This is a genomic window from Thauera phenylacetica B4P (genome assembly GCF_000310225.1).
Lineage (GTDB): Bacteria > Pseudomonadota > Gammaproteobacteria > Burkholderiales > Rhodocyclaceae > Thauera > Thauera phenylacetica.
On record NZ_AMXF01000086.1, the window covers coordinates 1 to 15,916 of the forward strand.

General features: G+C 67.1%; 11 protein-coding genes. All 11 read right to left on the reverse strand.

Annotation, left to right across the window (positions count from 1 at the left end):
• On the reverse strand, positions 1–492 hold a 492-nt coding region (locus C667_RS12215), incomplete at its 3' end, for a response regulator (RefSeq protein WP_004364427.1).
• Positions 492–2,435 (reverse strand): type IV pili methyl-accepting chemotaxis transducer N-terminal domain-containing protein, encoded by a 1,944-nt coding sequence (locus tag C667_RS12220; protein WP_004364429.1) that lies wholly within the window; start codon positions 2,433–2,435, stop codon positions 492–494. The genes C667_RS12220 and C667_RS12215, both read right to left, overlap by 1 nt.
• A gap of 104 nt (positions 2,436–2,539) precedes the next feature.
• Positions 2,540–3,232 (reverse strand): respiratory nitrate reductase subunit gamma, encoded by a 693-nt coding sequence (gene narI, locus C667_RS12225; RefSeq protein WP_004364431.1) that lies wholly within the window; start codon positions 3,230–3,232, stop codon positions 2,540–2,542.
• A gap of 10 nt (positions 3,233–3,242) precedes the next feature.
• Positions 3,243–3,791 (reverse strand): nitrate reductase molybdenum cofactor assembly chaperone, encoded by a 549-nt coding sequence (narJ, locus tag C667_RS12230; protein ID WP_004364433.1) that lies wholly within the window; start codon positions 3,789–3,791, stop codon positions 3,243–3,245.
• 12 nt (positions 3,792–3,803) lie between these two features.
• Entirely contained in the window at positions 3,804–5,375 is a 1,572-nt protein-coding gene (narH, locus tag C667_RS12235; RefSeq protein WP_004364435.1) for a nitrate reductase subunit beta, read from the reverse strand.
• Between the two features lie 35 nt (positions 5,376–5,410).
• The gene (locus C667_RS12240; RefSeq protein ID WP_004364436.1) at positions 5,411–9,166 is read right to left on the reverse strand and encodes a nitrate reductase subunit alpha; all 3,756 of its coding nucleotides are present in this window, start codon (positions 9,164–9,166) and stop codon (positions 5,411–5,413) included.
• 89 nt (positions 9,167–9,255) lie between these two features.
• The gene (locus C667_RS12245; RefSeq protein ID WP_004364437.1) at positions 9,256–10,911 is read right to left on the reverse strand and encodes an MFS transporter; all 1,656 of its coding nucleotides are present in this window, start codon (positions 10,909–10,911) and stop codon (positions 9,256–9,258) included.
• Positions 10,912–10,938: 27 nt separating this feature from the next.
• The gene (locus C667_RS12250; protein WP_004364438.1) at positions 10,939–12,201 is read right to left on the reverse strand and encodes an MFS transporter; all 1,263 of its coding nucleotides are present in this window, start codon (positions 12,199–12,201) and stop codon (positions 10,939–10,941) included.
• A gap of 135 nt (positions 12,202–12,336) precedes the next feature.
• Positions 12,337–13,113, reverse strand: a complete 777-nt coding sequence (locus C667_RS12255) for a Crp/Fnr family transcriptional regulator (RefSeq protein WP_157302307.1) — start codon at positions 13,111–13,113, stop codon at positions 12,337–12,339.
• Positions 13,114–13,318: 205 nt separating this feature from the next.
• Positions 13,319–14,893 carry a protein adenylyltransferase SelO gene (locus C667_RS12260; protein ID WP_004364440.1) on the reverse strand — a complete coding sequence of 525 codons (1,575 nt, stop codon included), beginning with the start codon at positions 14,891–14,893 and terminating at the stop codon, positions 13,319–13,321.
• Positions 14,894–14,942: 49 nt separating this feature from the next.
• Positions 14,943–15,916 (reverse strand): ABC transporter permease (locus C667_RS12265; protein ID WP_004364441.1); only part of this gene is annotated, 974 nt, incomplete at its 5' end.

Consider the following 15,916-nt stretch of genomic DNA (forward strand, 5'->3'; position numbering starts at 1 on the left):
GGCGTTTCTGGGCGGCGCCGCGGGCGCAGGCGGCAGCCCGCCGCTCGCCGGCCTGCCCGGGCTGCCGCGCACACCGCTCAGCAGCTTGCCCATCATCTGCGGGGACACTACCGACTCGCCCTGGGCCGCGGTCTTGATCGCCGACACGAGGGTCTCGGCCTGGATGTTCTTCAGCAGGTAGCCGCAGGCCCCCGCCCGTAGCGTCTCGATGAGATCGTCCGCGTCCTCCGAGACGGTCAGCATCAGCACGCGCGTCTCGGGCGCCTCCTCCAGCAGCAGGCGGGCCGCCTCGCGCCCGGAGAGCCCGGGCATGTTGTTGTCGAGCAGCACCACGTCCGGCCGCAGCTGGCCGGCGAGGCGGATGCCCTCGCGCCCGTCGCCGGCCTCGCCGACGACCTCGAAGCAGGCATAGCTCTGCAGCAGCGAGCGGATGCCGCTGCGGAACAGGGTGTGATCGTCCACCAGCAGGACGCGGATCTTGTCTTCGGCCATCAGGCTTCCACCTCGTTGGTTCGCGGCAGCTCCAGGCGGATCTCGGTGCCGCGCCCGGGCGAGGACCGTACCGCGAAGCGTCCACCGATCCGCATCGCGCGCTCGCGCATGATCTGCAGCCCGATATGCGCCTCCCCGTCGGTAGCGTCGCGGTCCTCGGCGAAACCGATCCCGTCGTCGCGCACGGTCACCGCCAGCCCGTCGCGGCCGCGCCGCACGCTCACCGACACCGTGCTCGCGCCCGCGTGCTTGCGCACGTTGGAGAGCGCCTCCTGGACGATGTAGAGCACCTGGGTCTCGGCCTCGGGGTCGAGCGGCGCGCCGTCACCCTGCACGTCGAGGTCGGTGGCGATGCCGGTCTGCTCGGCGAGCCGGCGCAGTGCTGCAGCGATCGCCGCGTCGAGGTCCTGCTGCTCGACCCGGGTGCGGAAGTGCACCAGCAGCTCGCGCACGTCCTCGTAGCTCTCCTGGATGCCGCGGCGCAACATCTCCACCGTCGTGCGCACATCCTCGGCGCGCTGCTCGGCGAGCGCGCGCTCGAGCATCTGCACCTGCAGGTTGAGGAAGGCCAGGCCCTGCGCGATCGAATCGTGCAGCTCGCGCGCGAGCAGGTTGCGCTCCTCGGAGACCGCGAGCTCGCGCTCGCGCGCGTGCAGGCGCTGGTTCTCGATCGCGATGCCGAGCTGCTGCCCCAGGGTCTCGAGCAGCTGGCGGTCGGCGTCGCCGATCGGCTGCGCATGGTCGAAGTACAGGTTAAAGACGCCGAGCGCACGCTTGCTGGCGGTGATCGAGGTGGCCGAGACCGTGCGGAAGCCGGCGCGCTGGCAGGCGTCGCGGGTGACGGCGAGCGAGGCGTTGCGCACGTCGAGGGTCAGCGAGAGCCCACTGCCCTGCGCCGCCTCGCCGCACACGCATTCGCCGCAGGCGAGCACCTCCTCGCGGTCGAGGAAATCCTCGCCCAACCCGTCATGAACGATCATGCACAGGTTGCGCGACTCGAGGTCGAGCAGGCGCGCCGAGCTGGCGCTCGCGCCCAGCGTCTTCTGCACGCGCTCGAGGAAGCCCTTGCACAGCGTGTCGACGTCGTTGGGCTCGCGCAGGAAGGCGACGACGTCGTAGAGGATCTCGAGCTCGCGGTTCTTCTCTTCCAGGCTGCGCGTCTTGGCGGCGACGCGCTCCTCGAGCGTGTCGTAGACGTTCTGCAGGTGGGCGGCCATGCGGTTGAAGCCGGCCGAGAGCTCGCCGAACTCGTCCGGGGCCAACACCGGCACGCGGGCGTCGAAGTCTTCCTGCCCCATGCGCTTGACGCCCTCGTGGAGCTCGAACACCGGGCGGATCACGGTGAGGAAGAAGAAGCGCAGCAGCAGGATGGTGCCGATCACCGCGAGGGCGACGAGGATCACCTGCGAGGTGCGCAGGATGTTGGTGTTGCGCGCGTAGCTCTGCTCCATGCGCAGCACGAGCTCGTTGATCGAGTCGACGCAGGCCTCGGCGGCGGCGTCGAACTCGAGCCCGCGCAGGTGCAGGTTCTGCGCGCTGGGGTCGGCGACGATCGAACTAAGGATCGGGCGGCTGCGCTTCGCCCAGTTCTCGGCCATCTCGGCCAGGTCTTCGGGGATCCCGTCCTCGCGCGGCACGAAGAGCGGGCGCGAAGGATCTCCACGGCGCAGCACGGAGAGGACGGCGTCGAAATCGTCGATCCGCTTCTGCAGGTCGGCGGCGAACGCGCTGCGGTCGATCTTCTCGACGTCCGCGCGCGCGAGGTGATGGGCGAGGCGATACACCCGCATCCGCAGGCTGCCGGCATCGTTGATCGCCGCCGCCGCACCCTCCAGGTGCCAGGAGATGAACAGGGTCAGCGCGATCGCGGCGAGCGCCACGAGGAAGAAGCCGAGCAGCATGCCGGTGATCTTGACCGACAGGCCCGAGCCGCGGATGAACATGAGAATCGGTGCTTTCTTGCGCATCCGCGCAAGCTAGGGGCAAAAGGACCGAAAGGCAAGGCCGGCGGCCGTAGTGGCCGCCCGCCCTGCCCTTCGCTTCAGCCTCAGGCCAGGCGGCGCTTGGTCCGGACGATCTGGTAGGCGCGCGTCAGGTAGCTGAACGGCGCGGTCAGGATGTGCACCAGGCGGGTGAAGGGGAACACCAGGAACACCGTCATGCCGAAGAAGATGTGAGCACGGAAGATCGGATCGACCTTCGTCATCAGCTCGGGCTGCGGGTTCAGCAGCAGGATGCTCTTGACCCACTCGGCCAGCGCCAGCATCACGGCCGGATCACCCTTGACGGCGTGGCCGACCGAGAACGGCACGGTCAGCAAGCCGAGGATCAGCGTCGCCATCAGCCAGGTGATGATGAACACGTCGCTGCGGCGGCTGTTCACCCGCACGCGCGGGTTGTACATGCGGCGGTACCACAGCATCGCCCCACCGACCAGGCACATGATGCCGAAGATCACGCCGGCGATGATCGCGATCCACTGGTGCGCCAGATCGGAGATCCCCAGGCCCAGCCACAGGCCGTGCGGCAGCACGAGGCCGGCGAAGTGGCCGAAGAAGATCATGATGATGCCGACGTGGAACAGGTTGCTCGCCAGCATCATGCCCTGCTTGGACAGGAGCTGCGACGAATCGGTCTTCCAGGTGTACTGCTCGTTGTCGTAACGGATCCAGCTGCCGATCACGAACACGGTCAGTGCAATGTAGGGATAGACCCCGAAAAACAGGTTGGTCAGGGACATTGTCTTCTCCTCAGGCGGCCATGCGGGCCAGCGAGCTGTGGTTTTCGATCACGCGAACGAGCGCCGCATAGGGGCTCCCCGCCTTTTCCAGGTTGGTCGCGAGCAAGTTGAACACCTTCACCGCGTCAGTCAGGAACACGCGCGCCTCGGTCTCCTCGAGTTGCGACACGAACTCCATCATCATCGGCAGGTAGTCCGGGATCTCGTGTTCGTCGTGCTGCAGTCCGTAGGACTTGTAGAACTCCGACAGGTCGATCAGTGCCGGACCACGGTTCTTGTCGTCGCCGAACACGTGGTGGGTCAGGTGCAGGCTGTGCTCCGGGGTGAGGTCGAAGGTCTTGACGAAACGGCCTTCGAGCTCGGTCTGGTCCTGAGCGAGCATCCAGTCGATGAAACCGGCGATGCTCTCGTGCTCAACCTCGGTGAACACCTGGTCGGTGTCCACCGAGCGCACCAGACCCCGAGCGCCGCCCTGCTCCGAAACCGCGGCGCGCAGGTCGCCGACGATCTCGCCGCCCGGATAGTCGAGCAGCATGGCAAGCAGCTTGTAGGTCTGCATGGTTCAGTCTCCTCAGTAGCGTTCGCCGGTGACGTCGTGCAGCTCGTCGGCGTGCGGGACCGGCTTGCGCGGTTCCATCGACTCCTTGCGGCGCTCGGGGAACAGCGAGTTCGGCGAGATGCCGACCGACGAGGCGCTGCCGAAGCTGAAGCCCGCCTGGCCCTGGAAGCCGTGGTAGTCCTCGAGGCGCATCTCTTCCTTGGAGGTCGGGATCACGAAGCGGTCTTCGTAGTTCGCGATCGCCAGGTAGCGATACATCTCCTTGGCCATGTCCTCGGTCATGCCCACCGCGTCGAGCGCGCGCGTGTCGGGCGTGCCCTCGACGTGCACCGAGCGCTGGTAGGAACGCATCGCGATCATGCGGTTGAGCGCGTCGACGATCGGCTGCTCCTTGCCGGCGGTCATCAGGTTGGCCAGGTACTTGACCGGCAGGCGCATCGCCGAAGCCTTAGGGATCACGCCGTCGGCCTCGGTCGGCAGCGCCTTCTGGTCGATCTGCGACTGCACCGGCGAGAGCGGCGGCACGTACCAGATCATCGGCAGCGTGCGGTACTCGGGGTGCAGCGGGAAGGCGATCTTCCACTGCACGGCCATCTTGTAGATCGGCGACTTCTGCGCGGCGAGGATCCAGTCGTCGGTGATGCCGTCCTTCTTGGCCTGCTCGATCACGGCCGGGTCGAAGGGATCGACGAACATGTCCAGGTGCTCCTGGTACAGGTCCTGGACGTTGTCGGCGCTGGCCGCGGCCGAGATCTTGTCGGCGTCGTACAGGATGATGCCGTTGTAGCGGATGCGACCGACGCAGGACTCCGAACAGACGGTCGGCATGCCGTTCTCGACGCGCGGGTAGCAGCCCACGCACTTCTCGGCCTTGGACGACTCCCAGTTGAAGAACACCTTCTTGTACGGGCAGCCCGAGATGCACATCCGCCAGCCGCGGCAGCGGTCCTGGTCGGCCAGCACGATGCCGTCTTCCTCGCGCTTGTAGAGCGCGCCGGACGGGCACGAGGCCACGCACGCCGGGTTGATGCAGTGGTTGCAGATCCGCGGCAGGTACATGTGGAAGGTGTTTTCAAACTGCTTGTACATTTCCTTCTCCATGTTGGAGAAGTTCTTGTCACGAGCACGGGAGGCGAACTCGCCGGCGAGGTCGTCTTCCCAGTTCGGGCCCCAGGTGATCTTGTCCATCTTCTCGCCGGTGATCTGCGAGACCGGACGCGCGGTCGGCGCGGCCTCGGACAGCGGCGCGTTCTGCAGACGGGCGTAGTCGTAGGTGAAGGGCTCGTAGTAGTCGTCGATCTCGGGCAGGTTCGGGTTGGAGAAGATCTGCACGATCTTCTTCAGGCGACCGCCGGCCTTGAGCTCGAGTTTGCCGTTGAGCTTGGTCCAGCCGCCCTTCCACTTGTCCTGGTTCTCCCACTCCTTCGGGTAACCGATGCCGGGCTTGGACTCGACGTTGTTGAACCAGGCGTACTCGACGCCCTTACGGTTGGTCCACACGTTCTTGCAGGTCACGGAGCAGGTGTGGCAACCGATGCACTTGTCGAGGTTGAACACCATCGCGAATTGCGCGCGGATTTTCATTTATTTCTCCTGAATCTCTGGTCTCGAGTCGGCGCTTACTTCTTGCCGATGCCCACGGGGTTGCGCTGGGCTTCGCGTTCGGGCGTGAGCGGACGCTCCAGCCAGTCGATGTCCTGGTCCTCGATCTTGTGGATGACCACAACCTCGTCACGCTGGCAACCGACGGTGCCGTAGTAGTTGAAGCTGTAGGCCAGTTGCGCATAGCCGCCGACCATGTTGGTGGGCTTGACGATGACGCGGGTGACCGAGTTCAGGATGCCGCCACGCTTGCCGGTGGTGTTCGAGCCGGGCACGTTCACGTTCTTTTCCTGGGCGTGGTACATGATCGCCATGCCACGCGGGATGCGCTGCGAGACCACCGCTCGGGCCACCGTGGCGCCGTTGGCGTTGATCGCCTCGACCCAGTCGTTGTCCTTGATGCCGATGGTCGCGGCCTCTTCCTCGGACAGCCAGACGTACGGGCCGCCGCGGAACAGGTTCAGCATGCGCAGGTTGTCCTGGTAGCTGGAGTGGATGCCCCACTTCGAGTGCGGGGTGATCCACGACAGGGTCAGGTGCGGCTTGTTGCGCACGCTGTCGGGCACCTTCTCGTGGGCCTTGAGGTCGACCGGCGGCTTGTAGGTGCAGAAGCCTTCGCCGAAGTCGAGGAACCACTCGTGGTCCTGGTAGAAGTGCGCACGACCGGTCAGGGTACGGAACGGGATGTGCTCGTGGATGTTGGTGTAGCCCGCGGTGTAGGACACGGTCTCCGACTCGATGCCGGACCAGGTGGGCGCGGTGATGATCTTGCGCGGCTGGGCGACGATGTCGCGGAAGGTGATCTTGTCCTCGTGGCGGCCGGCGTACAGGTGGTGGTGGTCGATGCCGGTCTTCTTCGACAGCGCCGTCCAGGACTTGTGGGCCACCTCGCCGTTGGTTTCCGGCGCCATGCGCATGACCGAGTCGCAGACGTAGATGTCTTCCTCGAGCGAGGGCATGCCCTTCGAGACGCCCTCGACCTGCACCGGGTAGTTGCACTTCTTGAGCTCTTCGTACTCCTGGGTGGTATCCCAGTCGATGCCCTTGACGTTGTTGCCCAGCTTGAGCATCAGCGGGCCGAGCGCGATGTACTTGTTGTAGATCTGCGCGTAGTCGCGTTCGACGAGCTTGAGCATCGGCATGGTCTTGCCCGGGATCGGGTCGCACTCGCCGTGCTTCCAGTCCTTGCCCACGCCCATCGGGGTGGCGAGCTCGGTCGGCGAGTCGTGCTGCATCGGCAGCGCGACCACGTCCTTGCGGGTGCCCAGGTGCTTGGCGCCCAGCGCGGTGAAGGTCTTCGCCAGGGTGCGGAAGATCTGCCAGTCGGACTTCGACTCCCAGCCCGGGGTCACCGCCTCACCCAGCGGGTGGATGAAGGGGTGCATGTCGGTGGTGTTGAGGTCGTTCTTCTCGTACCAGGTTGCGGTCGGCAGGATGATGTCCGAGTAGGCGCCGGTGGAGTTGAGGCGGAAGTTGATGTCCACCATCAGGTCGAGCTTGCCGGTGGGGCCGTGCTCGTGCCACTTCACTTCCTTGCAGTTGTTGCCCGCGCCGCCTTCCTGCATCACGCCGTTCTGCGCGCCCAGCAGGTGCTTGAGGAAGTACTCGTGGCCCTTGGCCGAAGAACCGATCAGGTTGGCGCGCCACACGATCAGGTTGCGCGGCCAGTTCTCCTCGGCGTCCGGGTCGGCGAAGGACACGTCGAGCGCGCCCGACTTGAGCTGGTCGACCACGTACTTCGACACGCTCGCCTCGTCGGTCGCACCGGCACGGGCGGCCTCCTCGGCCAGTTCGATCGGGTTGCGGTTGAAGTGCGGGGCGGACGGCAGCCAGCCCATGCGCACCGCCTTGACGTTGTAGTCGGCCAGCGACGAACCCTTGTTGCGGCACGGACCCGCCGGCGACAGCAGCGAGTCGGCGTCCACCGTCTCGTAGCGCCACTGGTCGGTGTGGAAGTACCAGAACGAGGTCGAGTTCATGTGGCGCGGCGGACGCTGCCAGTCGAGCGCGAAGGCGATCGGCGCCCAGCCGGCCTGCGGACGCAGCTTCTCCTGGCCCACGTAGTGCGCCCAGCCACCACCGGTCTGACCCACGCAGCCGCACATGTGCAGCAGGTTCATGATCGAGCGGTAGGCGAGGTCGTTGTGGTACCAGTGGTTGATCGCCGCGCCCATGATCACCATGGACTTGCCCTTGGTCTTCGAGGCGTTCTCGGCGAACTCGCGGCCGGTGCGCTCGAGGTCGGCGGCCTTCACGCCGGTCTGCTTGGCAGCCCAGGCCGGGGTGTAGGCGACGTTGGCGTCGTCGTAGGACGAGGCCACGTTGGCGCCGCCGAGGCCGCGGTCGATACCGTACTGCGCGACCTGCATGTCGAACACCGAGGTTACGAAGGCTTCCTCGCCGTTGGCGAGCTTCAGGCGACGGGCCGGCACGTTGCGATACAGCAGCGCGGGCTCGCCCTGCACGAAGTGCGGGAAGCCGACCGACACGACCTCGTCCTGGCTGCCGATGCAGGTAAGCTCGGCTTCGGTCTCGGCCTGGTCGGCGCCGGCCTTCTCGAGCAGGTTCCACTTGCCGTCCTCGCCCCAGCGGAAGCCGATCGAGCCGTTGGGCGCAATGAAGCGGCCGCTCTTCTTGTCGAAGACGATGGTCTTCCACTCGGGGTTGTTGGCCTCGCCGAGGTTGTTGTCGAAGTCCGAGGCACGCAGGTTGCGGTCGGAGACGTAGCCCTCGCCATACTTGCGCAGCACGACCTGCATCGGCAGGTCGGTGTACTTGCGCGCGTACTCGGTGAAGTACGGGTCCTGCTTCTCGACCAGGAACTCCTTCAGCGCGACGTGGCCCATGGCCAGGAAGGCGGCGGCGTCGGTGCCCTGCTTGACGGGCATCCACAGGTCGGCGAACTTGACGTACTCGGCGTAGTCCGGCGCCATCGACACGATCTTGGTGCCCTTGTAGCGCACTTCGGTGGCGAAGTGGGCGTCCGGGGTACGGGTCATCGGCAGGTTGGCGCCGGTGATGATCAGGTAGGTCGAGTTGTACCAGTCGGCGGCCTCGGGCACGTCGGTCTGCTCGCCCCAGGTCTGCGGCGACGCGGCGGGCAGGTCGCAATACCAGTCGTAGAACGAGCCGCAGGCGGCGCCGATCAGCGACAGGTAACGCGCGCCGGCGGCGTACGAGATCATCGACATCGCGGGAATCGGCGAGAAACCGTAGATCCGGTCCGGGCCCCACTTCTTGATCGTGTACACGTTGGCCGCGGCGACGATCTCGGTGACCTCGTCCCAGTTGGTGCGGACGAAGCCGCCCAGGCCACGCACGTGCACGTACTTCTCGCGCTTGGAGGGATCCTTCTGGATCGCCTCCCAGGCCTCGACGGGGTCACGGCCGGCCTTGCGCTCGGCGCGGTACAGGTCGAGCAGGCGGCCGCGGATCATCGGGTACTTGATGCGGTGCGGCGAGTACAGGTACCACGAGAACGAGGCACCACGCTGGCAGCCGCGCGGCTCGTGGTTGGGCAGGTCCTCGCGGGTGCGCGGGTAGTCGGTCTGCTGCATCTCGAACGACACCAGGCCGTTCTTGACGAAGATCTTCCACGAACAGCCGCCGGTGCAGTTCACACCGTGGGTGGAGCGCACCACCTTGTCGTGGCGCCAGCGGTTGCGGTAGGCATCCTCCCAGTTGCGGTCTTCATTGGTGACGATACCGTGTCCGTTCGAGAAGGTCTCCTTGACCTTGTCGAAAAACCTCAGGCGATCGAGAAAATGACTCATGGTTTGCTCCTCTCAAGTCGTCGCTTCGTTCGTCAAGCGCGATCGGTAAAAGTCTGGTTGAAAAAGGGAATCCGTAGGTCGGGCGGGAATCAGGGGTTCTGGATGTACGCGTCCTTGCGCAGGTAGAACCACCAGTTGAGGACCACGCACAGGGCGTAGAACACTGCGAAGCCGTACATCGCGTACTCGGGCGTGCCGGCCTTGATCTGGCCGCCGATCACCACCGGGGCGATGAAGGAGCCGTAGGCCGCCACCGCCGAGGTCCAGCCCAGCACCGGGCCGCGCTCGTCCTTGTCGAACACGTAGCCCACGGTGCGGAAGGTCGAGCCGTTGCCGATGCCCGAGGCCGCGAACAGCAGCACGAACAGGGCCATGAACATGAAGAAGTACTCTTCCGGCGTGGCCGAGTGGTAGGCCAGGAACATCACGTAGCCGGTCACCGCGGAGGCGATCACGAGCACGATCGAGATCCACTGCGTCACGATCGAGCCGCCCAGCTTGTCCGAGATCCAGCCACCCACCGGGCGGATCAGCGCGCCGACGAAGGGGCCGATCCAGGCGAACATCAGCGCCGACGGGGCGTTCGGGTTCTTCGCATGCACCCAGGCCTGGGTGGCCGGGTCGAACACGTGGGTGTTGCCGAAGATCACCGTGATCGACAGCGGCAGCGCCATCGAGAAGCCGATGAAGGAGCCGAAGGTCACCACGTAGAGCGCGGTCATCGACCAGGTGTGCTTGTTGCGGAAGATCGCGAACTGCTTGTCGAGGTTGGTCTTCATCTCGCCGCTGGCGGCGAACTTCATGCCGTACAGGGTGCCGAGGATGACCAGCGGCAGCATGATCCACATCCCGCCACCCGAGAGCACGCCGAGGCCGCTCGGCAGGTAGAGGTAGAGGCCGACCGCCGAGACCACCAGGGCGATGCCGTAGAACAGCACGATCTTGCCCAGCGCGGAGCCGGTGGAGCCGATGTTGGGCGACACGGTGAGCAGGTTGTTCATGCCGAACCAGCCGACGACCGCGAGCGGCACCAGCAGCAGCAGCCACACGAAGCCGGCGTTCTGCACGTAGGTGGGCGTGCCGGCGGCGATCTTGCCGATCAGCGTGGCCGAATCCTTGACCAGCGGGATCGCATCGCCGCCGAGCGCACCGAACACGCCCATGGTCATCACCGCCGGGATCAGCAGCTGCGAGGTGGTCACGCCGAAGTTGCCCAGGCCGGCGTTGAGGCCGAGCGCGGTGCCCTGCAGGCGCTTGGGGAAGAAGGTGGAGATGTTGGCCATCGAGCAGGCGAAGTTGCCGCCGCCCATGCCCGACAGCAGCGCCATGAGCTGGAACACCCACAGCGGCGTCTCCAGGCTCTGCAGCGCGATGCCGGTGCCCACCGCGGGGACCATCAGCAGCGCGGTGGTCAGCCACACCGTGTTGCGGCCGCCGCAGATGCGGATGAAGAAGGAGGCCGGGATGCGCGTGGTGGCGCCCGACAGGCCGGCGATCGCGGCGAGCGAGAAGAGCTGGTCGGGCGTGAAGGGGAAGCCCGCGTTGGCCATCTGCACCGTGATGATCCCCCACATCAGCCACACGGCGAAGCCGCACAGCAGGCTGGGGATGGAGATCCACAGGTTGCGGTTGGCGATCCGCGAGCCCTTCTCCTTCCAGAAGGCCTCGTCCTCGGGGCGCCAATCGACGAGGTCGACGCTGCTGGTGACCGCCGGGCTCGGCGCCGCGGCATTGCTTGCTTGCATGAAACCCACTCCTCGTTGTCTTGCGAATCAGGCCTTGGACGAGTCGACCGCGGTCTCGTGACCGTCGAACATGTCGACACGACGGACTTCCGTCAGGTACATCCAGATCAGGGAAACCCAGGTCACGCCGTAGAGCAGCATGAAGGCGCTCGAGCGCACGCCGGTGAGGTCGACCAGAGCGCCGAACATGATCGGCAGCAGGAAGCCGCCCATGCCGCCCACCAGGCCGACGATGCCGGAGACCGCACCGATCTCCTTGGGGAACTCGTTGGAGATGTACTTGAACACCGAGGCCTTGCCGAAGGCGAAGGCGATGCCGACGATGAAGAGCAGGAAGGTGAACACCCAGACGTTGAGGTGGATGCTGAAGGTGCGCGGCCCCTCCACCGTCTGCACGGTGAATTCGGTGTTCGGGTAGGAGAGCAGGAACAGGCAGATCCACGACGCCCACATCACCCACCAGGTGACCTTGTGCGCGCCGTAGCGGTCGGACAGCCAGCCGCCCACCGCGCGCAGCACGCCGCCGGGCAGCGAGAAGCAGGCCGCGAGCAGGGCCGCCGTCTGGATGCCCATGCCGAACTCGTTGACGTAGTACTTGGTGAGCCACAGCGACAGGCCGACATAGCCGCCGAACACGATCGAGTAGTACTGGCAGTACTTCCAGACGCGCGGATCCTTGAGCACGCGCAGCTGGTCGCGGAAGGTCACCGAGGAGTGCACCCGGTGCTCGGGGTCGTCATAGGTGAAGAACCAGAACGCGATCGCGGTGATCAGCATCGCCACGGCATAGACCTGCGGCACCATCTCCCAGCCGAACATCACCACCAGCGTGGGGGCGACGAACTTGGTGACCGCGGCGCCGGAGTTGCCGGCACCGAATACGCCCATGGCGAAGCCCTGGTTCTGACGCTCGAACCAGCGTGCGCAGTAGGCGATGCCGACCGAGAAGGAGCCGCCGGCAAAGCCGACGAAGAGGCCGGCAACGAGGAACTGCCAGTATTCGGTGGCGTGGCCGATGAGGTAGATCGGCAGCACGGTGCACAGCATCAGCACGAAGAAGACGATGCGGCCGCCGAACTTGTCGGTGAGCATGCCGAGCGGCAGGCGGATCAGCGAGCCGGTCAGCACCGGAGTGGCCGCGAGCAGGCCGAACTGGGTCTCGTTGAGGGCGAGGACTTCCTTGATCGGGATGCCGATCACAGCGAACAGCATCCAGACAGCGAAACAGACGGTGAAAGCGGTGGTGCTCATCACGAGCACGGACATCTGCTGAAACTTGCGAGTAGCCATTTCCCACTGCGCTCCGGAAAGGTCCGACGTTCACGATTTTTCCGGAGTGAGGATAGGCTCGGGCGGCGCCCCGCACCATTCGCCAAAAGCACGGGATGGGCAGCGCCGAAGGAGGCCCGGACTAGTCCTTAGTGACTAGCCCGGATGAGCCCGGAGGGGTAGGGCCGCCTCGTCGTGCGTCAGCAGACGGGCGAGCTGCGCGCGGTTGCGCACCCGGATGCGGCGGCCGCTCACCGTGAGCACGCCCTCCTCCACCAGGTTGCGCAGCACCCGCGAGAGGGTCTCGGGGGTCAGGTTGAGCAGGGAGGCGATCGTCTTCTTGGGCGCGGGCAGCACGATGCAGCCGTCGCCGCGCGCACCGCGCTCGAGCTGTTCGAGCAGGTAGCTCGCCACGCGCACCGCCGCGGGGCCGCCGACGGTGCTGCCGATCGCGTCGATCAGGCGCTGGATACGGGCGCACACCGCGACCAGCATGCGGTTGGAGAGCGAATTGTCCATCGCCACCGCCGCCAGCACGCGCTCGCGCGGCACATGCACCAGCACCACCGCGCCCACCGCCTGCGTCCAAGTGCGGTAGCACTCGCCAGTGAACACCCCGATCTCGCCGAACATGCCGCCCGGCTCGAAGAGTTCGACCACCTTGTCCTTGCCCTCGGGCCCGCTCACCATCAGGCGCACCGCGCCGTTGCAGACGAAGAACAGGCCGGTGGGCGGCGAGCCGCGCTCGAAGACCGAGGCCGACGAGGACAGGCGCACGAACTCCGCGCCACGCGCGAGCTCGTCGAGCACCTCGGCCCCGCTGCCGAGCAGGATCGGCATGCGCCCCAGGGCATCGCGCGGCGATGCCGCCTTGCGCGCGAGCGCAGGACGCACGCACGGCTCCTCCGCATGAGTCAGGACGATCGTGGACACGGTTATCGTTTTTCCGCCGACAGGAGTCGCGGCGGATTCACCTCCGATTCCATCCTAGACCCTGAAAAGGCCCATGGCCATCGGCCGATCGACGGAGCGCTACGCCGAAAGAACTAGCTCCCGTCGCCCCGGGTCGCCCGGATGGGGGACGGCGCGGGAGGTGGAGGGTCCACGCCGCCGACCGCGAGCCTTGCGGCAAGAACGTTCAGGAGCTGCAGGACAGCATCGAGCAGCCGGGACGATCGCGCGCCCAGTCCGGCCGCCGCGCGGCGAAGCGCTCGCGCCCGGGCTGCTCCTCGTAGGGTCGGCGCAGCACCTCGAGCAGGGTCTCGAGTTCCGCGGTGTCGCCTGCCTCGGCGGCGTCGATCGCCTGCTGCGCGAGGTAGTTGCGCGGCACGTAGAGCGGGTTGACGCGGTTCATCGCCGCGCGCCGCGCCGCGGCCGGCTGGCCCTCGACGAGCACGCGCGCGCCGTGCTCGCGCAGCCAGTCGAGCAGCTCGGCCTCCACCGCGGCGCGGCGCGCCGGGTCGTAGAAGGCCTCGGCGAGCGGCTCCAGCGCCGGCGCCGCCGGATCAACCTCGGCGAGGCGGCGGAAGAACAGGCTCATGTCCACCTCGCCAGCCGCGAGCAGGCGGTGCAGGCGCTCGAGCAGGCCGTCGTCGCCCTTCTGCCCGACGCGCCATTCGGCCAAGCCGAGCTTGGCGCGCATCATGTCGCGGTAGCTCGTATCGTGGACATCGGCGTAGGCAGCAAGCGCGCGCTCGAGTGGCTCGACCTCGCGCACCACCGGGTAGATCGCGTTGGCGAGCTGCCACAGGTTCCAGTGCGCGATGAAGGGCTGGTTGCCGAAGCGGTAGCGGCGCCCGCCGGCGTCGGTGGTGTTGGGCGTCCACTCCGGGTCGAAGTCGTCCACCCAGCCGTAGGGGCCGTAGTCGATGGTGAGGCCGAGGATGGACATGTTGTCGGTGTTCATGACCCCATGCACGAAGCCCACCCGCATCCAGTGCGCCACCAGCACCGCGGTGCGCCGGCACACCTCGTCGAACCAGCGGACGCGCCGCGCCGCCGCGTCGGGCTCGCCGGCCAGCTCGGGGAAATCGCGTTCGATGGTGAAGTCGATCAGGCGCTCGAGCAGCGCCTCCTCGCCGCGCGAGGCGAAGATCTCGAAGTTGCCGAAGCGGATGAAGGACGGCGCCACCCGGCACACCACCGCGCCCGGCTCGGGTCGGGGGTTGCCGTCGTAGAGCATGTCGCGCACCACGGTCTCGCCGGTGCCCACCAGGCTCAGCGCGCGCGTGGTGGGTACGCCGAGGTGGTGCATCGCCTCGCTGCACAGGAACTCGCGCAGCGAGGAGCGCAGCACCGCGCGGCCGTCGGCGAAGCGCGAATAGGGCGTCGGCCCGGCGCCCTTCAGCTGCAGCTCCCAGCGCTCGCCGCGCGCGTTGATCGACTCGCCCAGCGTGATCGCGCGCCCGTCGCCGAGCTGCCCCGCCCAGTTGCCGAACTGGTGGCCGCCGTAGCACGCGGCGTAGGGCTCCATGCCGGGCAGCAGGCCATTGCCGCCGAAGACGCGGGCGAACTCGGCGCTGCGCACGTCGCCCTCGTCCACGCCGAGGATCTCCGCCACCTCGCGCGACCACGCCAGCACGTGCGGCGCCTTCACCGGCGAGGGCATCACGCGCGAGTAGCACGCGCCATGGACCGGGCGGACGTGGTTGTCGGGCTCGGGATCGGCGGGCAGCTCGCGCACGAAGCGGTTGTCGAAGCGAAGCGCTCTCATCGGGGAATCCTCTTCATGGTCGGCCCGGCGGATGCGGGCCAGGGGGCGCTCAGGCGCGGCGCGGGTCGAAGGCGTCGCGCACCACGTCGGCGAACAGGTTGGCCGCCAGGACGAGCACGAACATGAACACGAAGGCCGCGGCCAACGACCACCAGACCATCGGCTCGCGCGCGAGTTCGGCGCGCGCCATGTTGATCATGGTGCCGAAGCTGATCGTCGACGGATCAACGCCGATGCCGACATAGGACAGCACCGCCTCCGCCAGCACCAGCCCGGAGAAGTCCATCACCAGCGCGATCAGCACGATGTGCATCAGGTTGGGCAGGATGTGGCGGCGCAGGATCACCGGGGTGCGCACTCCGAAGGCGCGCGCCGCCTGCACGTAGTCGAGCTCGCGCAGCTTCAAGGTCTCACCGCGCAGCAGGCGCGCCAGCCCGGTCCAGCTGGTGATGCCCAGGATGAAGCACAGCGCCAGCAGGCGCGCGTCCGAGCGCTCGGCCGCGGTGTCGAACCACTGCGGGTTGGTGTCGATGACCACCTGCATCATCAGCACCGCGGCGGCGATCAGCAGCACGCCGGGGATGGCGTTGAGCACGGTGTAGACATATTGCACGGCGTCATCCACCCAGCCGCCGAGGTAGCCCGCGGCGATGCCGAGCGCGACCGCGAAGGGCATCATCACCAGCGTGGTGAGGGTGCCGATCACCAGCGCGGTGCGCACGCTCTTGAGCGCCAAGTAGAGCACATCCTGCCCCACCTTGTCGGTGCCGAGCACGTGGTAGAGCGGCGCCAGCTCGACGCACACCGCCGCCACCGCGAGCAGCACCGCCAGCGTCACCAGCGCCGCGCGCCAGGCCAGCACGGTACGCCCGGCGAGCATCGCCCCCGCCACCTCCCCCCAGCGCAGCCCGCTGCCGCGCCACACCAGGCTGGCGAGCACGAGGAAGGCGAGCAGCCACGCGAGCGCCGCCTGCGCGAGCGCGCTCACCAGCCGCAGCGCCACGTCGCCGCCGCGCGCGGCGG